General features: G+C 26.5%; 15 protein-coding genes and 2 pseudogenes. 1 reads left to right on the top strand and 16 read right to left on the bottom strand.

Annotated features, from left to right (window positions below; translation table 11 throughout):
- Nucleotides 1-427: 427 nt before the first annotated feature.
- The 16 genes and pseudogenes from B5F09_RS15055 to B5F09_RS12045 all read right to left on the bottom strand — a co-directional run.
- Nucleotides 428-574, bottom strand: a complete 147-nt coding sequence (locus tag B5F09_RS15055; RefSeq protein WP_204215318.1) for an N-6 DNA methylase — start codon at nucleotides 572-574, stop codon at nucleotides 428-430.
- 54 nt (nucleotides 575-628) lie between these two features.
- Nucleotides 629-1,015, bottom strand: a complete 387-nt coding sequence (locus B5F09_RS12115) for a type I restriction-modification system subunit M N-terminal domain-containing protein (protein ID WP_204215316.1) — start codon at nucleotides 1,013-1,015, stop codon at nucleotides 629-631.
- A 268-nt stretch (nucleotides 1,016-1,283) separates the two neighbouring features.
- A complete protein-coding gene (locus B5F09_RS12110; RefSeq protein ID WP_087374456.1) occupies nucleotides 1,284-2,399 on the bottom strand; it encodes an SLC13 family permease in 1,116 nt (371 codons plus the stop codon).
- 70 nt (nucleotides 2,400-2,469) lie between these two features.
- Nucleotides 2,470-3,198, bottom strand: a complete 729-nt coding sequence (locus tag B5F09_RS12105; RefSeq protein ID WP_087374454.1) for an EFR1 family ferrodoxin — start codon at nucleotides 3,196-3,198, stop codon at nucleotides 2,470-2,472.
- A 1,411-nt stretch (nucleotides 3,199-4,609) separates the two neighbouring features.
- Complete coding sequence (locus B5F09_RS12100) at nucleotides 4,610-7,402, bottom strand: PIN domain-containing protein (protein ID WP_087374452.1); 2,793 nt, start codon at nucleotides 7,400-7,402, stop codon at nucleotides 4,610-4,612.
- Nucleotides 7,392-11,447 carry an AAA domain-containing protein gene (locus B5F09_RS12095; protein WP_087374450.1) on the bottom strand — a complete coding sequence of 1,352 codons (4,056 nt, stop codon included), beginning with the start codon at nucleotides 11,445-11,447 and terminating at the stop codon, nucleotides 7,392-7,394. Before B5F09_RS12095 ends, B5F09_RS12100 begins: the two co-directional genes overlap by 11 nt.
- Before the next feature lie 1,107 nt (nucleotides 11,448-12,554).
- Nucleotides 12,555-15,632: a type I restriction endonuclease subunit R gene (locus B5F09_RS12090; protein ID WP_087374448.1), complete on the bottom strand. Its 3,078-nt coding sequence runs from the start codon at nucleotides 15,630-15,632 to the stop codon at nucleotides 12,555-12,557.
- A gap of 26 nt (nucleotides 15,633-15,658) precedes the next feature.
- Nucleotides 15,659-15,841, bottom strand: a complete 183-nt coding sequence (locus B5F09_RS12085) for a hypothetical protein (RefSeq protein WP_087374446.1) — start codon at nucleotides 15,839-15,841, stop codon at nucleotides 15,659-15,661.
- The gene (locus B5F09_RS12080) at nucleotides 15,807-16,883 is read right to left on the bottom strand and encodes a hypothetical protein (protein WP_087374444.1); all 1,077 of its coding nucleotides are present in this window, start codon (nucleotides 16,881-16,883) and stop codon (nucleotides 15,807-15,809) included. Before B5F09_RS12080 ends, B5F09_RS12085 begins: the two co-directional genes overlap by 35 nt.
- Nucleotides 16,884-16,910: 27 nt before the next feature.
- Nucleotides 16,911-17,480 (bottom strand): hypothetical protein, encoded by a 570-nt coding sequence (locus B5F09_RS12075; RefSeq protein ID WP_087374442.1) that lies wholly within the window; start codon nucleotides 17,478-17,480, stop codon nucleotides 16,911-16,913.
- Nucleotides 17,481-18,782, bottom strand: coding sequence for a restriction endonuclease subunit S (locus B5F09_RS12070; protein ID WP_087374440.1), 1,302 nt, complete (start codon nucleotides 18,780-18,782; stop codon nucleotides 17,481-17,483). It lies immediately after the preceding gene.
- A complete protein-coding gene (locus B5F09_RS12065) occupies nucleotides 18,775-20,568 on the bottom strand; it encodes a class I SAM-dependent DNA methyltransferase (protein WP_204215314.1) in 1,794 nt (597 codons plus the stop codon). Before B5F09_RS12065 ends, B5F09_RS12070 begins: the two co-directional genes overlap by 8 nt.
- Nucleotides 20,569-20,589: 21 nt before the next feature.
- Nucleotides 20,590-20,682, bottom strand: a complete 93-nt coding sequence (locus B5F09_RS12060) for a helix-turn-helix domain-containing protein (RefSeq protein ID WP_087374460.1) — start codon at nucleotides 20,680-20,682, stop codon at nucleotides 20,590-20,592.
- Nucleotides 20,683-20,935: 253 nt separating this feature from the next.
- The gene (locus B5F09_RS12055) at nucleotides 20,936-21,439 is read right to left on the bottom strand and encodes a hypothetical protein (protein ID WP_204215311.1); all 504 of its coding nucleotides are present in this window, start codon (nucleotides 21,437-21,439) and stop codon (nucleotides 20,936-20,938) included.
- Between the two features lie 2 nt (nucleotides 21,440-21,441).
- On the bottom strand, nucleotides 21,442-23,169 hold the full coding sequence (locus tag B5F09_RS12050; RefSeq protein WP_158095846.1) for an N-6 DNA methylase: 1,728 nt from the start codon (nucleotides 23,167-23,169) through the stop codon (nucleotides 21,442-21,444).
- 541 nt (nucleotides 23,170-23,710) lie between these two features.
- Nucleotides 23,711-23,995 (bottom strand): annotated as a pseudogene (locus B5F09_RS12045) (IS3 family transposase); the annotation flags it as partial.
- Nucleotides 23,996-24,011: 16 nt separating this feature from the next.
- On the opposite strand from B5F09_RS12045, the pseudogene B5F09_RS15240 reads away from it, so the two are divergent.
- A pseudogene (locus B5F09_RS15240) lies at nucleotides 24,012-24,307 on the top strand (IS3 family transposase); the annotation flags it as partial.
- Nucleotides 24,308-24,538: the final 231 nt, after the last annotated feature.

The raw sequence follows: 24,538 nt of genomic DNA, 5'->3' as shown, positions 1-24,538 counted from the left end.
TATAAAAGTCAAGATAATTTGACCAATTTGTTGCAATTAAGTGTTCTCAGTTTTTTTAGGATTTAATTTATCTTTGATTCGATAAGATGGACCTGTGATATTAAATAAAATTACATGAAAATAAAAGATTTTTATCAATATGGAACAACTTGTTCTTTGATCATTAGCCATTTCTTTTCTTATAAATCACCAATACTTCAAACCAAAATAAACTATTTCTTGATCGAAAGAAAAAAATTGCTTTCCATTTTAGTAAGCATAGAAAACAAATTACCACCATAACTATATCTGTTAATTAATAAAATTAGTAAATAGATATAACATATATTGTAATCAATTTATTCACATTCTCTTAAATAACTCTAATCTTACACATATACGACGTACCACTGTAAACATAATATATAAAGATATTCAAATATAAATATTACATAAATATATATTCACTTATATAAAATTCTCCTGCTTTTTTTCCAGCGTTTGCTGCAAACATACTAATTAAATACTCATAAATAAATCCTAATACATCGTAATCTTGTTTTCCATCCATTGGAATATCTTTTATTAACTGCAATAAACCACTGATTGCCTTCGTTTGAGTTCCAGAACTATCACCTAATTTGCTTAGTCAGGTATCAAGTGTGTGAAAAATATTTTCAAATACTTTCTTATGCGATGGCCAAATTAAACGTTCAAACGCTGAAAGTGCATCACGAACATTTGAAACATCAAAATCTTTTCCCATCGAAATCCATGTTGAAAATAAATTATCATAACTAATAAAATATCCTATATTTTGACGAATATAATCAACCGTTTCTTGGTCATTTTCATCAAGATTGCTAATATCATCATCATCAAAATCATTTTCTTTTAAAAATTTTATTTCTTGATCAGATAAATATTTATAAAAAATAAAACCTAAAATATAATCCTTATATTCATTTGCTTCTATTTTAGAACGCATTTTATTAGCTGATTCCCATATCTTATTTGCTAATTGTTGTTTATTCATTTCAAAAATCTCCTTTTAAACTAAAGCATATCTCCAATAAAAATCGTCATACAAAAGAACTCTTAAATCATACAATAAAAATTTTTTTCTTTATTTCAATATATCATTTGCAAACTAACCAGTATTTATTTCTCAAGACTCACCGTCTATTTAATAAAATATTACTAAATTACTCTTATTTTATCATTTATTGAAAAAACTATAAATGATTATAATTAACTTTTCTTAATTTAAAATATAGTCAAATAAAAAAGCTCATTAGAGCTTTTTATATCATCTTAATTAAAAATGCTGCTACACATAAAATAATTAAATAAATAATATTGTATTTAGTAAACATTTTAAAATATTCTTTTTTATGTTCTGGGTACATTCTTGCAATATATTTATAAGAAATCAATGATGCCATTGAAGCAATCAATGTTCCTAGTCCGCCAATATTAACTCCAATTAATAAATCATGTACATTTTTAGTAAAACCAGATAACAAAATTGTTGCAGGAACATTTGAAAATATTTGAGAACAAATAACGCTAACTGCTATTTCGTTATTTGCAACTAATTGACTTAAAAATTGTGAAATTATATCAATGTTTTTTAAATTACCAATAAAGATAAAAAATCCAACAAATGTTAACAATAAATTATAATCAACTCTAATTAAAGTCTTTTTATCAAGATAGAAACACCCTAAACATATAATTGGCAACAAATAAAAAATACTAATTAAATGTAACACACTTAATAAACATAACCCAAACATGATTAAATAAATCCATAAATAAACAATATTAGTATCATCTTTTTGATGTAATGTTGGTGTTTTAATTTTTTCATCTTGTTTCTTTACAATATGAATTGCAATTAAACCAAAAGAAATTAAAACAAACGGTATTATTGCAATTAAAAAATCACCTAAAGACATCTTAAAATATGTATACAAGAATAAGTTTTGCGGATTACCAATAGGTGTACACATACTTCCTAAATTAGCAGCTATTGTTTGTAATACAACCACATGAACAATCCTATTTTCCATCTTCAGCATTTTTAAAACAATAATTGCCAATGGTACAAATGTAATTAAAGCAACATCATTAGTAATAAACATACTAAAGAAAAAACATAAACCAACTAATAAAATATCTAATTGTCTAGTTGTTTTCATTTTCTTTAGAAAATATATTGCCACTTGTTCAAATAGTTTGATACTTTGTAAACCATTTACAATTAACATTAAACAAAACAATAATGCTAATGTTGTAAAATCAATATAGTTTAAATAATCCCATGAGGGTTTTACAAAAAAACTTGAAATAATTGCTAAAACAAAAGCAATTATTAAAACTGTATCATTCTTTATCGAATTCCATAATCTTTTCATTTTCATCACCACGATTCGTTATTATAACATAAACAACAAAAGATGTGATGAAAATATTTATTTCATCTAACTATAAATATTCATCTAAGCGATACCTTTTTTTATTTTCCGTATTTTTACCATATTGAATAGCATTTTTAGGACAATGATTAAAACAACGTAAACACATATAACATTGATCGTGCCACATAGGATAACCATCAATTAATTCTATTGTTTTACTAGGACACATACTAGCACACTTTCCACATTGGTTACATAATTGCTTATTTACATGAAATGGTTTAGTTGAACGTGCAAATTTATTAAATCCCCAATTTATAATTGATGATTTTAATGAAGCCAAACTACCTTCATGAACGCGATATACTTTTTTTCTAGCAGTTATTTCACTTGCTATTGTATTAATTTCATTTTTAGCATCAGCAATCTTTTTAGTAATTACTGACAAATCTTCAATCTTACTAGCAATCAAATAATTATTAGGCATAACAACACTATAACTACTATCTAAATGATATAACTTTGATAAATGTTTTAATGCCTTTCCACAATCAGCACCGCATGTACAAATCGCAAATGTAAAAACATCTTGCTTTTTCATCTTTTTAACATATTTCAACATTACTTCGGGAACATTCCATGCATAAACAGGAAAAACAAATCCAATTTGTTTTTCTTGTGTTAAATCTATCTCATCATCGATTGTACAGATATCATAACTTTTATCATTTAATTTTTTTGCTAACTGACTAGCAATCCATTTAGAATTGCCAGTCCCAGAAAAATACAAAATCATAGTTTACCTCTTTTCATATATACTATTTTAATTATTTATTTTGATTATTTTATCACTAAAGATAGTATTACCACTAATATTTAACAATTAACAATTCTTTATTCTATCTTGATTAATCAAGATTTTCAATTATTATAACTAATGAATTGTCCCCTATTATTGATAAATTATCTTTAAAAAATATTACTAATTTTTATTTGCTTGCCATTAATAATATTACGATGTTTCATCTAGTGCCACTAGTATTAATCAATTATCTTTGCTAAGTTTTTCTAATCATATTTGATTAGTTAAAACAATATGATAAGTTTACCTAAGTGCTCTTTGTTCATAGTAAAATAACTCTCTACTATTAATGAACACTATAATAATTAATCTTTTTCCAAAATTAATTAAATACCTATCTCTTATCTGTTCAAAATTTTCAACACTAAAATAATTTAAGTCACCCACATTAAATTTAAAAAAATATTGATACTAAAATAAAAATTATACTAGTTAAATACAAGAAATAGTCATCATACGAAACAATGGCATAATCTCAAATCAAAAAAATATGATATATGACAATAACTAAACTAACATTTACAGATGAGCTTAAACAATGAGTAGTTCAATATATATTAGACCGTTCTGATAAAACTAAAGAAATTGAAGAATACTCAAGATACTTTAGAGTAAATCTGGATATTACAACTGTTTAATAAGAAAATCTAGTAAACCAAAAATAAGAAACGCTACTAATCTAGTAATAATTCAAAACGATCGTAGAGTATATCAAAAAATAACCGCAGAAATAATCTGCAGCTATTTTCAAAATAAAGAATCCGTAGAAAATGAGTTTATAAATTAATATTACTCATTGATTAAAAAGGAATTGCTAAATATATTCAAAATACTATACTACTAGCATACTTTTTATCAAGTGTTAAAATAAATCAACAACATGAATTGGTATTGGTTTTATTATCCACTAATCATTTATACTGAAGAGTTCTATAATACTGAGCCTACAACATCCATCTATTATCTTACACTCGCAAATCATCAGCATATAAGCCATAATTTGCACGTAATGATTTTTTCTCATTAAAATAAACATGCATCTTTAATAATTCTAAATATAATACAATTTCAAAAACTTTCAATATTAAATGGTAAGTATTCATATAAATTTCTATATTCAAAACAGTGATTTAATCTATTGTTAATAAATTATATTAATATATTCCATTTTATATCCACACTAAACATTGATTTCTTACATCAGTAATATAAAACTTCACATTTATACTACTAAAAAGCACAAGTATAATCCATTATTTTTTACAGTCTTGCTTATTTAAAATAGCCTAATATATGCTTGTATTAAAAATGAAAATATTTTAATCCTTCTTCTTTTAATTAATATTTACTTCAAAGAATTTAAAACTAAAAGAAGCTTATCGAATTTATCTGTTAACGTCTTACGTGCAAAGATAAGTTTTTTTGGAGCACTTAATGTATTCAATTTATTCTTTGTCATTCCATCTAAATCTTTAAAATATTTGATTTTATTAACTACTAATAAATTCTGTTCTAATGAATCTAAATAAAATCCGTAATTTCTTAACTCAGAAATTTTATGGTCACTATACTTTGGCGATATATGAATAGTAACTTCATTAGTTGATTTTATATTATTCTCAAACCTGTTTTCGACAATATTTTTATTAGATTTTTTATTTGTGCTAGAAGAATAGTTACTATTCAAGTCAAGTTTTCGATAATACTGTTTGTGAGATTTAATAAATTCATCACTAGTATGTACCTCGATACCATAAGCTGAAGCCATTAATCTAAATTGATTATCATCACTTATTAAATGAGTTTTCCACTGTTTATATTTTAAAATAGTAGCTAAAATATTGTTATCAGGTACATTCTTATCTAAACCAATTGGAAAATCATCTATACTATCTAGTTTTCCAAAATTAAACCTAAATTTCTTATCACTGTTATATATTGAAGAAATAGTGTAAATATCTTTCGATAGTTTTCGGGCAATAGTCTTTTCATTCGTACCATAATTTTTCTTATTCCAACTATCTTTAATCTTTCCAAGTTCATCAATAACCTTTACAGGAACATTTATATATTCATCATCGTTAAAATATAAAAATAAGTCTGGTTGATGGATAAGAGCACAAGTATCCAAAAAATACATATCTTTATCAATTATTGAAACATTAATATCTTTATCTTCTGAGTGATTAATCACTTTAATTTTTTCATATACTCCATTAATAATAGAATTACTAATATTTTCAATTTCTTTCAAATTTTTTATATAATGTTCTGTTTTTTCTTCTTCATATTTACGCATTTCCTCAAACATATTAATATCATATGTTGTTAGTTCGGTATGCTTATTTCTTAACTCTTGAACGAATGTATTCAATCCGACCACATCTATATTGTTTTGAATAATATCCACTAATTCATCTTGTGAAATTTCATTAAATACATTTTTATCATTAAGATATGTCTTTATCCTATTCAAGCATTCTACATAATCATTGAAAAAACAATCTAGCTCAAGAATTGAATCATGAGCGATATATGTTTCTAAAACAATACTTTTAATTACATCTGAAATAACATCCCGATTATATAAAATGTTTATATTAGCATTTAATTTAACAGCATCATCGTGAGATTTAATCATTAGTAATTGCATTGCAACATTCAAATCATTATAGTTTTTAGGCTTTGGTAATAACGAAAAAGTATTACTAATTAGATTGATATAAACATCTGAATTTTTTTGAATAATATTTGTTTTCGTTAAAGTCCCTATATTTCTCAAAAATTCAACGCTATCGTCTGATTTTGCTTTTTCTATTAGTGTCTTTTCTAAGTCTTCAATCACATTTAGTTCAAAATTTAATGTTTCGTAAATATCTGCAAGCTTATTTATATCCCCAATTATTTCTTCAAATGAATAGTTTTTCCAAACATTATTTATAAGTGAAACAAAGTCATCATTATTAATATAAGCAAATTTTGCAAAAATCCCATAAGAAATATCAAATGATATATTATTTTTAAGTAAATCAAACAACCACTCTAAAATTATACTCTTTGAAAGATTTTTATCTATATATGCAAATGGTATATCAATTTTTTTACCATTATATTGACAAGTCATTTTTGAAAAACTAATGTGGTTTCCATTAGGTGTAAAAACACAGCAAGTATCATTAATAAATGCTTTAGGAATATACACAATATTATTTTTGCAACTTATTATTTTTTTCTTCGACTCACTACTAAAAACAATTATTTTTTTGTCAGCTAATAATTCTATATTTAAAGAATCAAATAGACTATTATTCATAAAAATAACAGAATTTTGTTTAATAAGTTTATAAATATTTTCTTTAAGCCTATTACCAGCACCTAATATTTTTAATATACTTTCTTTAGAGGCTTTTTTTAATTTTTTTGTATCGTTTTCACTCAAAATTGTATTATAGATTAATTGTTTCATAATAGCGAAATCATCTTTTGAATGAATAGTTGGCTTAGTAGTAACAATTTTATCTTCTATATTGATATCAACCAATACTGTTGAGTAAACATCAATATTTTCTTCTGAGACAACTTCAATATCATCAATTATATATTGTGATGCAGAAAATTTTTCTGTTCCTAAATTTCCATTTTGTAAACCTGAAATAACATCATTTTTAGGAAAATTAACATATGCTTCATATGATAATTTTAGCATTATACAATCTCGTCTTTTGTGAGCTTTTTCATTAAATAATTGTAGTATTGGATTATATGTTAAATCCATACTAAGTTGCCTACTTTCTCCAGGGCGAAGTCCTTTTTCTAACATTTCTAATCCAGATTCCGTTATTTTTATATCTGAAATCAACAATTCTGAATAAAAGGAAAAATTTTGTTTATCTATAATAATAACACCTAATTTTAACAATTCTTCAAATGAAGGTTTTAATAGCATATCGGAGTTTTGTATATTCATAACTTCTTCAAATGCAAATTTAATTTTGTATCCTTTAGAATTATTTGAAAAGTCTTTTACTAGCTTAAGAATCATCCATTCCATTGTAGTTAACCGTCTTGTAGAACGACACATAATATTCAATGAATATCTTTTTCCTATTAATGACAATTGACTATCACTAAATATCATTTGATTCACCTCTCAAGTTAAAAATATTCTCTATATAAGTTTTAGGCAAAACATCATCACTATAAAATAAAGCACCTTTACTATTCAGCATTTCTAGAATATGTCTATATATCATTAATTCTTTTTCTTCTCCAGTATTCATATTAGATATTAAAACAGGTTGTTCAGCGTACATATCTTTTGCCCCAATGATAACTAGTAATTCTTTGGCACGTGAAAAAGCAACATTAATACGTTGAAATGCTGCAATATGAGAATTATTATTGTGTATATGGCTTTTAACATTTCTAACCAAACTTACAAAAACAATACTTTTTTCTTTACCCTGGAACCTATCTACTGTATTTACGTCTATATTCATCGTATAGAATGTTTTATTTTTCAATAATCGCCTTATTAATATTACTTGATCATAATAAAAACTAATAACTCCAACTTGTACCTTAATCTTTATATTTTTGTTTAAATATTCTTGTTCCATTTTATCTAGCATTTCTATAATAATTTCTGCTTCAAGTCTATTCTCTGCCGAAGTACTACCATCTCGTCTGCTTTCATAAACATTGTGTCCAGCAAATGAAGAAGAATCAATCCAGTAAGCATGTTTGTTTGGTGTAATCAATGGAGTATTATTAATTGAAGAAATTGTTAACCCGTGTTCTTTAATTGGATTTTTTAAAGAATTATTACCATCTATCAAAGAATTATCATAAAACATATTGATAATTTGCATAATATCTGAATGCATCCGATATTGATAAGTTAGTGTTTCTTTGATACTATTATCAGCATTTTCAAAATATCTTTCAAAAAGAGATGCGGTTACTAAATCTTTATACTTTTCAAAGTCTTCACGTTTTAACTCTACAAGTGAAGAATTATCAAATTCTTGTTCATCAACCAAATCATAATAAGATTTTTCGTGTTCATTAAATAGCGGTGGTAATTGCCTATGATCTCCAACCAAAATTGTCTTTCTCGCTCTTAACATAGGTAATAATAGTTCTGGTGGAGTAGCTTTACTAACTTCATCAATAATTAGAACATCAAAGTTATCAAATCCATTTTCAATAAGCGTCTTAGAATTTTCTGTACAAGAGATTCCCACAACATTACAACCATTGATATAATCCTTTAAATATATTTCTTTTTCTTGTTGATAATCCGGAATACCCTCAATCCATTGATTTAAATCTTTAAAAAACGGTTCCCATTCTTTTCTTAATATCTTTCCTTCATTGTTAAGACTAAGTAATTCTTTTTTCTTTTCTTTTATAAGTTCATCAAAATCAATATCCTCAGAGTGATTTCCGTAAAATTCAGTTTTTTTCTTTTCTAATTCATTCTTTTGTAATAATAATTCGTTCTTATCATTTGATAATTTTTCAAAATCTATTCTTAATTTTTTTTCTTCTTTTTTTATATTTCCAATTAAGTTACTCAATACAGAAATTATATCTTCAAAATGATTATCAATAATTTCTTTAAGTTTTCCAATTTGATACGAATTTTTATCAAATGCTTTTAGCACAGTATCTTTAATATTATTAGAATCACTTTTAATGTTGAATATTCTACTTTCCTCATCAGTTAAAAAGTTCTGATTTAAGGAAAGTACTTCAAGTTTATCTTTAACTTTTTTCCAAGCAATAAAATCTTCCTGCTTCCCAGAGGAAAGCATTTTTTCTTGTAATAAATTTATAGTTTTATTTAATTCAACAACTTCATTATTTGTAGTAATTGAACTATTTAAACACTTTTCAATTATGCTATCAATTCTAAATAGATTATTAAATAATAAGGTTATTAAATCTCTTAAAATATTATTTCTGCTGATTTTTAATATTGAATCGTCTAATTTTGATGGTATCAAATAAATTGAATTATCAAACAGTTCATTAACAATAGATGAGCACTTTTTAAGTATGATAATCAATTCATCATCTGTTAAAATACTTATATCTTTTATTGGATATGAAGTCAGCAAACGATATTGAATTATGTTGTTTTCAAATCTGCGCCTATCCTTAGATAATTCCTGTAATCTTTTATCTAATTCATTTAACTTTTCTTCAATAATTCCTAATTGCACCATATTACCATTTATTTTTAATTTTAAATGCTGGTAATCTAATTTCAATGTGTCTAAATCTCTTAATTTGACATCTATATTGTCCCAACAATCAATATATCTATTCTGTATATACATCCTTAAAGAATCATAAAAAGTTAATAATACATTGTCCTCTGTAATTTTCGTTACTGACTTATCTATTTTTCTTTCATTGCCTAGCCTTACAGCTCTAATATTTGGCAATAAAATCAAACGTTCTAAAGCATTATCTACTGCCAGATTTGCTTGAGATGCTACTAATACCCTTTTATTCTGAGATACGAATTGAAAAATAGCCTCTGCTATTACTGTTGTTTTTCCAGTACCAGGTGGACCTTGCAATAAACACACATCTGGTGCTGAAACCATTTTTCTTACAGCATTCTTTTGTGGTTCATTCAAATTTGGATTTAGCCAATTATTTATGTCTTCGATATTTTCTGGTAACTTAGCTTTATTAATATCAAATAACCATTTATCCAACCTTTGTGAAACTGTATTTCCAATTTTCAAATCATTGATAGCTTTTTTTAACCTTTTATTTAATACTATATCACCTAACTGTGAAGTAGCAATAAATCCATCAACATCAAAATTACGATATACTCTTCGAACTAGGTTTTCTCCTATATTTAAGTTATTTTCTTTTTCTATTTCTAATAATTCAATTATCGTATCTGGAAGTTTAAATACAAGTTCTTGGTATGTTGGCATTTCATAATTGTCTTCAATACTTCTAATACATTCTTCTAAAGTGAGATTATTTTCGTTGTAAAAAGAGACATAAGTCCTACATTCATCCCAAATGTCAAAATCAATATTTTCAACATTAATGCTTCCATTATTCGAAATAAAATCTAAAATTACTCCACTATTAGTGGTGCTCTGAATGTCAATTTCTGCTTTAAATTTCCATCTGTCTTTTGAAGAATTATTTCCATATACACTCACTTCATTTCGATTTAAATATCTTTTAAAGTTTTTTAAATCAGTATCATAATCTGAAACAGTTAAAAAATGGACATTATATTCATCAAAATCAATATAAAAAGAAAGATATTTTAATGCACTCATCCTATATAGAGACAATTGTTCTTTCCATTCAAGATAATCATCCCATAACTTTAATTCCGATACAGTCTTATTTAGCATAGCTTTTGTGTTATCTAAAGTTATTAAATCATACAAACAATTAGAACCTACTTTATTAAATACAAAATTAGCTCTAATAGTTATATCATTTTCTCTTTTTTCAGGACTCTCAATAATATTTACGTCTTCTAGCCATAGTTCACTTTTCTTAATCCTTCCATCAAATGTTAAATAAATATTATCAGGCAAAATTGCATTCAAAAAGCTACTTTCTGTATTATAAATCTGTATCTTTCTAACAACAAACTCATCATTATTTTTAGTTTGAATGACCGACATATTTCTAATGACACAACTTTGATTTATTCCTGAAACAAATATTTTAGTAATAATTTCATTTATAGATTTATCATTTACCATTAATTGAGGATAATCAAAACCTATTTTATTAAATTTATCAACTAAATTATGAGCCTCTTTGTTACTTTTAAACCTATGAATAATAATGGTATTACCCCCATTATTATGATTTTTATTTTTCATTTTCTTTTTAGAATTCTCTTTTTTGCTATTTTTTTGTTTATTTTTTTCCATTACTCTTGCAGCATCACTATTTTCTGAATTTTTTAACTGTGCAAAACTAGAAACATAAATAATTGAAGAATTCTTAAAAACTTTTACAAGACCAGGTTCATGTTCATGATCTATTCCAATTGCATAGTACCTGCTACACGTCTTACAAAAAAATACAGGTATATGATATATCACTCCATTATTATTTTGTAATATAGTCTCATTCGTAGATAATAGTTGAGTTTTATGTATTGGACATAAAGGCATTATTTTCACTTCCTTTTTAATTATTTAACAACATCATTCGCTTTGTTAAGATTATAATATCATTTTTCTATACTCTTCTTATATTTCTTTTGGGTCAAATATTTAAATTTTTTCTTCAAAACAAAAGAAGATTGGAATTAATAATTATTTCTATAATTACTCTAAATAACTTCATATCATAAACCAAAGTAATTACATCATTATTAATAATTATTTTCATAGGTGAATTACCATATTGCAAATTAATTTTTTATACCACGTTCAAACATTTAAATAGCATATTTGAGAATTTCATTTAGTTCAAAATCAAAGGACTTTTTTAAGACAAAACAATCTAGAATTTCTAATACTGAAACAATATAATCCAGCACTAAATATAATAACTTTTTCTTATTTTTATAAATTATCTCCACATAGTAGTAGCGATCCACATTCCAAACTAAGCAATAAAGACCTAATATATAAACCTCTCCATCATTTCTTAATCCTTTTTTCTTAAATCTATTATAATCGTAGTATTAGAATAGTGTTTGCTTGTCATTAGTAATGACTATATTTATAGTATCAGTAATGTGATACACTTCTTCATTATTAGGTTTATCCTTTTTAACAATGTTATTATCGAATTTAAGTTTATCTATATGATAAACACTTGTAAACTTATAACATAATTTATGAGTTCGTTACTTTTTCTATGTAATAAATTTTAATAATTAAACAATATTAAACAATAATTAAAAAACATACTATTCTAGACTTCGTACCCATAAATGTTTAATTTTCCATATCCAACAAATTTTTACAGAATAATACAATAAAAAGCTATTATTTATAAATTTAAAGGCATATTTCTAACTTTTGATTCAAAGTCTAGATATTCATCGTTTACTGAATTAATAAATCTTAAGACATACTCCACATCAAATCTTTCGTAAGCACACCGATATCCTCTTTGGGATATTACATAAGCTACAAGCTGCTGAAAAAAATAATCCCATAATCTTCTGAATTAAATATAATGATGTACTTTCTGTAACAATAAGATATACTTTATTTGAATGTGTCCCAATTTATGCCATCAATATTTTAACTCTTTTAATGATAAAGCTACGATTTTCTTAAACTTTTATAAAGTTCGTTTGCCATAGCATCTCTAACTTTTTGATAAAAATCTGGGTCATTAAACAATTTTTCAAATGAATAATTATTTTCTAAGAAACATTTAGTGACAATATCATTGAATTTATCTGGGAATAAGCTATTGATGAACATTTCAGGGTTATTATCTTTGGCGTATTTTTTGAATTTTTTTACATCGCTATCATTCATAAACATTTGGTATATTCCTTCAATTATAACTTTATCACCATCAGTGAAGTCACCATCAAATCTTTCGTTTACTTTGTCAATGATACTTTGTAGTGTATCTTTCTTCTTATCTGGCTTTTTAGGAGCAATTGATTGTGAAGCAGATACATCTATTGATTTCTTTTCAAGTATAATAGCACCTTTAAATGTTTCTTTTAATGATGCATATTCTAGTTTAATTTTGTCGTCAATATCAATGAATATTTTTTCATTTGATGGCAATAACCTGACTAAATTGCTTGTATACAGAAATTCATCAAATAAATCTTCATCATGTAGACGGACTAATTGTGTAATATAAGAATATGCTCTATTAAATTTTCGAATATAATCACGTGCTGTATAGCGATCATCTTCTTCTAATTCATTAAATCTTTCAATTATCGGTTTAAATATACTGGATAGTTTTCCCAAGGAAGTAGAAGTTTGTTTATTAGATTTTTGTGATAACATAAAATTTTTAAAAGTAGATACATCGTCCCAATCATATAACATATAATTTTTAATTTTATTTCTATAATCGTAGATACTATTAATATCAGTTTGTCCATCCAAATAAGTTGCTTCATAAAATGTTTGAAAAGATTTTTTGATATCTTCCTCAGTATTTTCAAAATCTAAAACAAAAGTGTCGTTTTTACCTGATGCAGTACGATTTAATCTTGATAATGTTTGTACAGCAGTTACATCTTTTAACTTGGTATCGACATACATTGAGTGTAATAACGGTTCATCAAAACCAGTTTGGTATTTTCTAGCTACTACGAGAATATTATATTTATCACTTCTAAAGACTTTACGGAACTTTTTATCGGTCGTTATATTTCTACCTTTTTCATCTTGGTTTAGGTCGGCTTCAGTATATTCGATACCATCTAATTTTACAGTTCCAGAAAATGCAACCATAACATCAGAACCTGAACCTTCATGTGGATGATTTTTTAAATATTCTTTTATTGCAAAATAATATCTCACAGCATTTGCTCTTGAATCAGCAATGACCATTGCTTTTCCTTTTCCGTTGATTTTAAATCTACCATTATTCAAAAAGTTAGACATTATCATTTCTGTCTTTTGTTGAATTGTATAACCATGCTCTTTATAATATTTAAATAAAGCTTTAGCAGCTGCTCCTTCAATTAATTCAGGGTTATCAGCAGATACTCTTATTAGTCTAAATGCTTCTTTTATGGTTGTATAATTACTTAAAACATCTAGTATAAATCTTTCTTCTATTGCCTGACGCATTGAATAGATATGGAAAGGTACATATTTTTTTAAAGTAGAATCATATCTTCCAAATAATTCTAGTGTTTTAGGTTTTGGTGTTGCTGTGAAAGCAAAAAAAGATTGATTTTCATGTCTACCTTGTCCTAAAAGAGCAGAGATAAAGTCATTATTTAAATCTACTAGGCTAGGATCAATTCCTTCTTCTTTTGCATATTGCTCAATCACTTTATCAAGATCAATTAAAGATCTACGAAGTGTTTTTGCACTTTCGCCACTTTGACCTTGATGTGCTTCATCAATAATAATGGCAAATTTGCTACCAGACATTTTATCTAAGTCCTTATAAGCAAATAAGAATTTTTGAATTGTGCATATAATAATTCTTTTTTTATCATTTAGCGCATCGGCTAGACCTTTAGATCTTTTCTTATCATCTATAGCTTCAACTAAACCTTTTTTATGATCAAAACTATTTATTGTATCTTGTAATTGAGAATCTAAAACAACTCGATTAGTAACTACAATAACCGAATTAAAAATGGGATTGTTTTCATCATCGTGTATAGAAGCTAATCGATACGCTATCCAAGCAATAGAATTTGATTTACCTGATCCAGCAGAATGCTGAATTAAATAGTTTTGTCCTGCCCCATTAATTTTTACATCAGACATGACTTTTTTAACTACATCATATTGATGATAACGAGGAAATATTAATTTTTCTTTTTTTATAGTTTTTGTTATTCCATTTTTTTCAACTTCTTCTTTTTCAGTAACAAATGAAATAAAACGATGAATAATATCTAATAAAGAATCTTTTTGAAGAACTTCTTCCCATAAGTATGATGTAGCGTAACCATTTGGATTTGTAGGATTTCCAGCACCGCCAGTATTTCCAGCTCCATTTGAGCCTTGATTAAATGGCATGAAGTATGTACCACCATCTTTTAATTGAGTAGTCATCCAAGCTTCATATAGATCCACAGCAAAATATACTAAAAATCTATGGTTTAATCTAAAACAAAATTCTTTAGAACTTCTGTCATTTTTATATTGGCTAATACCACATTCATAATTTTGCCCAGTTAATTGATTTTTTAATTCTAGTGCAACTACTGGAATACCATTGACAGATAATACCATATCAATTGTATTATGATTAATAGGAGAGTAATTAAATTGGCGTGTGCATCCTAAAATATTAGAGTTATATAAAAAGTCTAAATCATCATTTAACACAGATTCTGGCTTAAAGTAGCAAACTTTAAGTTTTACTCCCATATCTTCGATACCATTTCTTAATACATATATTAAACCTTGATTTGTAATTGCTGTTTCTAATCGACGATATAATTTTTCAGTTGCTTGATCTCCATAATATTTTTTATATCTTTCCCATTCTTTTGGCTGAGATTTTTGTATAAATTCAATTAAAACATCTAAATAAATAGCTTTATTTACATCATGTTGTCGATTGTGAACCCATTTGCCATTTTTGTCTTGTCCAACAAATTGTTGATAACCACCTTTAGGACTAATTAGAAAAGATTCAATATCCCTTTCAAATCTTTTTTCACTCTTATCCATAGTTAATCCTCCTTAAATAATCACTCTTATTTCTTCAAAAAAAATTTTTTTGAAACAGTTAGCATCTCTTTTCCATATTTTTTTATAACTGGAGTGGCTATTGCTAATCCACCAACAGCACCTACAATTCTTTTAGTCAATTTAGCAGCATTATTTATTCCTTTATGATCTTCTTTATTCAGTTTCTTGTTTATCCTTTTCTTTTCCATTTAATAAAATCTCCAATAATTCATTACCATTTATAGAAATAGATAAGCAATCATAGTCAATTGCGTCTTCCATGCAAATATTTTTTTCTAGGATTAAATAATCAGCAGGATTATTATAAATTTTTTCAAATTCAGCATTTTTATGTGAATGTTCTATTGTTGCCAGATTTTTGTAATCGATCTTATTTAGTTTATTTATACCAATATCAAGAACCATTTGAGCATTTTCATAATCATCTACTATTATATAGGATGCAGCTAACATTTTTGTAGATTCTATATATAAGTAGTAATAATCAAGTATTTCGTTGTATTCATCATCTCGTTTGCCTAAATAATCTGATTTAGAAGTACATTGCTTTAAGAAGAGCCCAAAAGTAGTTCGTAGTAGTGGCTTAAAATCTATGATTTTTCGTTCTAATGTTTTTAATATCTGATTCTGTGCAACATTAATTTCATTTCTAGCAAGTAAAATAGCATGTTTTCTACTTTCATCATCTTTTTGTGCAATAGCTAATAATATACCTTGTTTTCCAGCTTCTAGTTTTCCAATACGGTCATCCTTTTGACCGTTTTCAATGCGACGTACTGCTTCTATTGTTTCCTCCAACATACTAGAAATTTCATTTATCTTATTTTGCATATAGATATTGTGAAAATTAGAGGTAATATCATTTACTGGATTTCCTTTGAAAAATTCTTCTTTCTTTATTGGTAAAGGTGTAACAATTTGTTGTCTGCCGTCGTCTCCTAGTTTCATTAGATTAGGCCATAATTTTCCACTCTTTTGATTTTCCATAATCCAAAAATCGCCAACTTTAAATCCACCTTCAAATTCAGAAGGAATCTTCACAATATATTCGACGCCTTTTTCAACTTTGTTAATAATATCCGCTATATTTACATACTGAAAAATTTTGTTTATAGCTCTTTTATAATCAATATCTAGCGTTGATGAATTAATAGTTAATATTTTTTTATATGAATTATCTTTGCTGTCTTGAGTTACTAATTCATTTTTTTGTTTTTCTAATTCATTCATATTCTAGATTTCCTTTCGACAAAATTATTATTTTATAATGCGTATTTCTTTATATTTTTTATCTTTATCAATTAATCTGTAGTTAAAAAAGTTGAATAAATCTTTATTTTTTTCATAATATGTACGTGCATTTGCAGTTATTATGAAACATAATCTTCTAACGTTAACCCTATATGTTTTATAACCTGTATTAACCTTTTGATTACCACAATATGTAGATGTTATACCAGATGAATCGATTAGTACATTAAAATCTTTTTTCTTTTCAGTTTCTAAAATAAATTCATCTATCTTACAGCATTCTTGATTAAGTCTATCTTTTTCTATATTTGGATTTCCTTGATGTAAAAAGTTACACCTTAAATTATAAATAACCTCACCACTTAAATAAGGATATTTGTCTTCATATCCAGGACATTTTTCATATTTTCCTACATATTCATCATACCACCAAATATAACGTTTTTTATTATTATTTTCTTTTGGATATTTAGCTTTACCACAAATATCTGGTAACATAAGTGATAGTGAAAGAGCGGATAGAAAAGCATTATTATCTAATGCACATTCTATGTCTTTAATAATTAAGTCGACCACTTATATCACTTCCTTTTTCCCAGTAACATATTCATAAATAATTGATTTTTTATAATCGTTCAGTTTTTTAATTTTATTCTGTTTTATAGTAATCAGATGATCAATTTGAGTACATTTTTCATCCAAAAAGTTGTTTATCATATTTTGTTCAAATAAAGTAGGTAAGATTATAGTTGTTTTGGATAATATTCCTTTTGTAATGCTAAATAACTTTACTCCATTTACTCTACATCTTATTTGACTCCTCCAATTGTCGGTCATAAATAGATAGGCTAAATATTTATAATCAATTCCAGTATTATTTTTCAAAATAATAGTATGGTATCCAGCAAATATTCTCTCGTTATTGTTTACATATACAAAATTTCCTGCACCTTCTCGATCCTCTGATGTATCTGCAAAAATAAAGTCGTATTTATTAACAAGCGATTGTGGATTCGTCTCTATAAAAATAGGATCAACAAATCTTAATAATTCACTACTAACTTGTGTGAAGTTATTCTGTTTAGAATGAATTTGTCCATAACTAATTACTTTTTCACCATTTTCTTTTAAATCAGCTTTTGTAATTGGTAATCCTTTACCGAAATCAAAGAAATATTTTAAAGGACATGTAGACCAGTTTTTGGGAATCTCATTTAACCACTCAACTCCACTATCCTTCATTTCAACATTAGGATCTAATCCTTTTGTTACAACTTCAGTTATTAAGCTTTGTTTATATGCTTTTAAATTTTCAATTTGTTTTTCTTGATTTTTTATTAGTAAATCAATTTGATTGCATTTTTTATTTATAATATATACGATTTTATCTTGTTCTTCTTTGCTCGGAACGGGTATTTCGTAATTTAAAATAGATTCAGTATTAATTGTCCATCTATTATCAAAAGAAACACCTTTGCCATGCGCAAACATTGCCATAATCCAATATTGAAATTTAAAATAATAGTCATAATATTTGGGGTTATCATTATATATTGTCCTTAAATTAATGTATGCAGGGCTGATTACTCCTTCGACTTCCGACATATTACAGTTTGCACCACTATACAAGTCCATTGGATTTAATAGTAAATCACCATATCGAACAGGATTATAATTTTCATAACTGGCAGCTAACTGTCCTTCATTGTTTGAAATGTCACGGATTTGAACTCCAATTCTTGCTAATTTTAAAACTGTAGGATTTTTAATATTTGCTTTTACTTTTGAAATGTAAAATTTATTTTTTACCCTTTCAATATTCCATTTATTAGAAATTACTGGACACCAAGGAATATTTGTACTTTTTAGCTTACTCATTACTAAACAGCTCCTTCATTAGATTTGTTTCTTCCAATTCTAATTTTTTTATTTCATCAAAAATATCTTTTGAAGATATTGGTGGTATAAATTTATAGAATAATCTAGTAAATGGTATTTCATATCCTATTTTATCTTTACTTCTGTCTAAATAAGCATGTTTATTGAATGGTAGTACATTTTTAGACATGTAATCATCGATATTTTCATTTAAAGGAATAATTTCAGTATCAGATTTTAATTTATCTGGTTGTGCTTTTCCTCTTTTTAGTATTGGGTTACCATGATTATCACAAATAGGGGTTTGTACACTCACTTTTGTATAACCAAAATCTTGATTTTTATATTTTTTTGATTCAACAAATAAATCTTTCTCATCTTTTTTATAATTGTATTCTTTGTTATCAAATTCATTGTAAGCATTGATAATCAAATCAATACAATCAGAATCTAAATCAACACGTTTATTACCAATATTTTTTCTTCTTTTAACGTAGCATTTAGAAGCGTCTATTAATTGAATCATTCCTGAACGTTCATTTGATTTGTTTTTACTAATTAACCAAATATAGGTAGCAATTCCGGTATTGTAAAATAAATCTGTAGGTAATTGGACGATTGCTTCGACTAAATCTTCTTCAATTAAATATTTTCTAATATTAGATGCGCCACTTCCTGCATCTCCATTAAATAAAGAGGAACCATTTTGAATAATAGCCATGCGACCAGAATGTTCTTTTAATTTTTTAACACCATTTAGCATAAATAACAGTTGTCCATCTGAAATAGCAGGTAGTCCAGGTCCAAAACGACCATCAAAACCTTTTTTAGAGTGCTCAGTTTGAACTTCGTTTTTTTCTCTCTTCCAATCGATTCCAAAAGGCGGATTTGAAATAATATAATCAAATTGATACCCCTCAAACTTATCATCAGAAAGAGTATCTCCGTACTTCATACCGGAGGCATTCCCACCTTTTATAAGCATATCTGCTTTTGCAATTGCATATGTTTCTGGATTAAATTCTTGTCCAAAACAAGTTAAATCAGCTCCTTTATTGATATCTTGCAATCTTTCTGTAAGACAACCTAACATCTGAGATGTTCCCATTGCCATATCATACGCAGTTTTAGTACACCCATATTCTTTAATAATTTCTTTTTCAGGAGCTATTAACATTTCTGTCATCAAATAAATAATATCTCTACTAGTAAAGTGAGCTCCTGCTTGCTCATCATAACTTTCTGAAAATTTTCGAATTAATTCTTCAAATATATAACCCATATCTGTAGATGTTATTTTATCAGGTGACATATCTGCTTTTTTTGAATTAAATTCTTGAATAACAACAAATAAAACTCCACCATCTGCCATTGCTTTTACTTCATTTTCAAATTTGAAATTAGCAATGATATCTTTAACATTATCTGAAAAACCTTTTAAATAATTGTCAAAATTAGCTTCAATATTATCTGGATCAGCAATTAATTTTTTGAAATCAAATTTACTTGTATTGTAAAAAGAATACTTAGAAACTGCACGAAGTGCTCCGTCTCTAATTTGCTCATTTGCTTTTTGTATATCTAATTTTTCGCACATTGCTAGTACATCTTCTTTTGTATCTGCTAGTGCATCATCAAAACGTTTTAAAACTGTCATAGGTAAAATTACTTTTCCATATTCATGCGGCTTAAATAAGCCTACTAAATGTGTAGCTATTTCCCATATTAAATTTGCTTTTTCTTGAATGTTTATATTCGTTTGATTTTGTAATTCTATCATCGCCATAATATTTATCCTCCAAATAATTTATTCATCTAATATAACTTCACCTATATTACAATGAAATACTATACATATTCGCATTAATATTTCTAATGATACTGGTTCATTTTTATAAATCTTTGAAGCAGTACTAGATTCATTTTTACTGCCCCAATTAAATCTTTTCTTTTGATATTTTCACATTAATCCAAATACTTTAGGATAACTTATTTGTATTTTAGTGCCTCTTTTCTAGTAATGATTACAAATATACTATTACGATATATTATAACTTGTAAAATTCGTCTTTACAATAAACAGAAGCGTTAGACCCTATAAAATAAGTTATGATGTTTCAAATCAATAACAACACCTCACATATTTTAATAATCTATATGTAATTTTCTTGAATAAGTTTTTCAAGAGTACTCTTAAAGTTGGACTTTGTTATTTTTAATTCGTTACTATCATGTAATGTTTCAATACGTGGATAGCCTTCTTTATTTTTCATCTCAGCTATGACGCTACTACTATTATTCTTACCGACAGAACTATGGGGAATAGGTCCTACCATAACCACTCGATAATTTGGTGAGTATTGCAATTTTTTATAATTATATGTTTTACTCCCATTATAATCTAAACAAAATTCAAATCTGCTCTTATCAAGGTTTAATGATTTAATAATCCCTTGTAGAACATTTGGTTTAACTTCAGTTTGTCCTATAACTACAATTTTACCATCTTTATTTGTTTCGTATGTTGACTCACTATTTAGTAGATCATCTAATCCCCATTGTTGAAGAAGAGTTTCAAGTGTACCCGTACGATTAGCTAAAATAACTTTTTGAGTAATAATATCAATAATTTCTTCTAACTCGTAACTGTTTAACAAGATTATTCCTCCTCTTCAAAAATGTGTTTCATTCTATTTTTTGTTTTTACAACTTTTCTGTTCAATAAGATTAATTCATCCATAGCTGCTGCATATTTTTGTGCAATATGTTCTTGTTCTTTTAATGTTGGTAAAGGAATTATCATTTTCTTCAATTTATCTAAAGTAATAGTCGGGATTGCGGCTCCTGTATAAATACTTTTTAAACTCATTTCACCTACATTACTTGCAAAAAATGCCTGAATAAAGAAAGGATTTATTTTATTCTCATCAAGCTCAATTACAAATAGATTGCCGTTTGCTACGACTTTAGTTTTATCATCGATTTGAGCTACAGCTGATTTGAAAGCAGGCATTCCTGTTTTAGAAAGAACAATCATATTATTTTTTATACAATATTTTTCTAATTTTTCAGGTATCTCTTTTAAATATTGATCTTCATTATCTAAAGCAATAACTCCATCATTAATATTAGATAACATTAGATATTTGAAATTTGTTGGAATAGATGATTTGTATTCATCTAAATCTGAAGCTCTTAATTGAGAGCCTCTTGTGATGTTTTTGATCACCGTTCCAAATGCAACACCATTTTCAATAGTTGGAAGAACTTCAAAATAGCGACTTGCATTTAATACAAATTCATTTTCCGATAATTCTTTGATTGTTTTTGTTGTTGATAATTCACTATCTTTGTCTAACATTCCCAAAATATCATTAATATTTTCTTGTGTTAAAATATTCTTTTTTCTTTCACTCTTAAAAAGATTTTTAGCATCAACTAATCGAACACTTTTATTATTGTGACTTAAAACAACTAACGAGACTGGAATAGACATTTCTTCAAATAAACGAGGCGCAAGAGAAACTACGCTCTCAATATATCCACTTTCTATAAAGTATTGCCGAATTTTTTCATCAGTATTGTTCCAAGTACTTCCGTATGTCATAAGAACAACTGCTTTACCATCCTTTTTTAATTGATCCATTATTGATAAATTGAATAACCAGTCAGATGAAGCTCTTCTAATGATATCTTTAGGTAAATTAGTTGTTTTTTCTAGTTGTTTTTTATAACTATTGATAGCTGGACTTCTCATCATAAAAGGATAATTAGCAAAAATTTTATCAGCTTTTTTATCTAATCTATAGTCTAGAGCATCATGTAAAATATAATTATAATTTTCTTTAATGATTGAAGCTCTTAATTTAGCTATCATTATTTCTGTGATATTAAGCTCTATACCAGTATAATTTGATATACAACCGTTTGTTGTTGCTTCGACAATGAAATTTCCTTTGCCTGAACATAGTTCTAACACTTCGTCAGTATCCTTAATATTTAAAATAGATAATGCTAAATTTAATAATTCACTAGGTGTTGACATTGAACCGTTCTTTCCACCTAATAAAGGGTTGTTAAATAAAATAAAAGCTAATAATTCAAATGATGTGAATTTTGATAAATTAGAAACGATGATATCCCAACAATCAAATGCATTTTGAGAAATGATTTCTTTTTGATCATTAGATAAATCAGCTTTTTCTATAAATTCTTCCATATTAGAGTATTGCATTGTTGTTTGCATTTTATTAATAACATAAGCACAGGCTATTGATTTTAGATGAATATGCATTACATCAGTCAAACCTATAAGGGCATCTAGTAGAGTACACGCTACTTTAGTAGTATCTATTTTTTTAAGTTCTAATAAATTAATATTTTTCAAAACGTTTCCCCCCTTTAGGATATCTATATCCTTAATTTGTATTACAAGAATATGATAAACCAACCAACCATAAAAGTCAACAGTCATCTCAAGGATATTTATATCCTGATATATTTTTAGTTTGATGCACGATAGCAACTCTAATTAAGTAGCCATTTTTTAATATGCCGGTAGTCCATATCCAAGATAACATTACTAGAATGTTGATAAACGTTTTGTTTCCATTGGTCATTTAGATTTCCTTCTATCGCGTAAATCTTGTTATTTTCAAATTTGCAACAACACCCACGTAATCAATAGTACCATCTTGTTCCTAATCAAAGAAAATAATCGTGCCTGATTAAAGCACATAACTTCTATCAAACCGTTGATTTTTTCTTTGAACCATTATTCTCTTTAAACACAACCAGAAAATTTAGATAGCAAACCATTATAGTCGCAAATTAATCCGGCTGTTAATTTTTTGTGTTTATTAGGATATATAATGTACCCCAGAATTACTTTGAATTATTTGGATTGTCAACACTTTTTTGGATAATTTCTATGAGAACATCCTAAATTCAATTGGTGTTTTATAGCTAAGTGAGCCATGTATCCTCACATTGTTATACCAGTTTACATAATCAAATAATTCAAGTTCTAGTTCTTCAAGACTTTCAAATCTTTTATTAAATACAAACTCTGTTTTGATGATTTTGTATGTCGCTTCTGCAACTTCATTATCATAGGAGCAGCCTTTATGACTTAATGATCTTCTGATATCAAATGTTTCGAGCGCTTCTTCAATGATCCTATTTTTGAATTCATTTCCACGATCAGTACTATACCGAATTCGGTATAGTGCCGATAGAGGAGCACACTATCGATGGCCAGAATGGATAAAACTTATGGAAGAAAATTCAGTAATAAGATCAATGTCTAAAAAGGGTGTTCACCGGATAACTCAGCATGTGAAGGTTTTTTTGGAAGATTGAAAAACGAATTTTATTATCATAGAGACTGGGAAAATATATCAACTGAAGAATTCATGAAACAGTTAAATGACTATATCATGTGGTATAATTCCAAAAGAATCAAAAGTTCATTAGGATATAAAAGTCCTATAGAATATCGAAAATCATTAGGTTTAGCGTATTAAATTAGTCCAAAAAAATATCCGCATCCCCATTTTGGTAATCTTATTTTAACTTTTATACCTCACTTAATCTGTTCATAAACTGAACCTCTTAGTTGTATCGGTAGTGTCAAAAATCGGTAAACCGATACAAATACACTCCTATATCAATTTGTATATATAAACAGTAAAAATGATCACTGATTATATCTCTTTGATCATCTTTTTTACGATTTTACTAAAAAAGATGAAGAT

This window comes from Erysipelatoclostridium sp. An173, from assembly GCF_002160495.1.
GTDB lineage: Bacteria > Bacillota_I > Bacilli_A > Erysipelotrichales > Coprobacillaceae > Thomasclavelia > Thomasclavelia merdavium.
Note: the sequence above shows the minus strand (reverse complement) of the source record. Positions and strands in the feature narration are given on the sequence as shown.

Coding starts and splice junctions, on each gene's coding strand:
- B5F09_RS12100 (WP_087374452.1), bottom strand. CDS start 7,402: ATGATATTTAGTGATAGTCAATTGTCATTAATAGGAAAAAGATATTCA.
- B5F09_RS12095 (WP_087374450.1), bottom strand. CDS start 11,447: ATGCCTTTATGTCCAATACATAAAACTCAACTATTATCTACGAATGAG.
- B5F09_RS12070 (WP_087374440.1), bottom strand. CDS start 18,782: ATGAGTAAGCTAAAAAGTACAAATATTCCTTGGTGTCCAGTAATTTCT.
- B5F09_RS12085 (WP_087374446.1), bottom strand. CDS start 15,841: ATGGAAAAGAAAAGGATAAACAAGAAACTGAATAAAGAAGATCATAAA.
- B5F09_RS12110 (WP_087374456.1), bottom strand. CDS start 2,399: ATGAAAAGATTATGGAATTCGATAAAGAATGATACAGTTTTAATAATT.
- B5F09_RS12105 (WP_087374454.1), bottom strand. CDS start 3,198: ATGATTTTGTATTTTTCTGGGACTGGCAATTCTAAATGGATTGCTAGT.
- B5F09_RS12115 (WP_204215316.1), bottom strand. CDS start 1,015: ATGAATAAACAACAATTAGCAAATAAGATATGGGAATCAGCTAATAAA.
- B5F09_RS12065 (WP_204215314.1), bottom strand. CDS start 20,568: ATGGCGATGATAGAATTACAAAATCAAACGAATATAAACATTCAAGAA.
- B5F09_RS12090 (WP_087374448.1), bottom strand. CDS start 15,632: ATGGATAAGAGTGAAAAAAGATTTGAAAGGGATATTGAATCTTTTCTA.
- B5F09_RS12080 (WP_087374444.1), bottom strand. CDS start 16,883: ATGAATGAATTAGAAAAACAAAAAAATGAATTAGTAACTCAAGACAGC.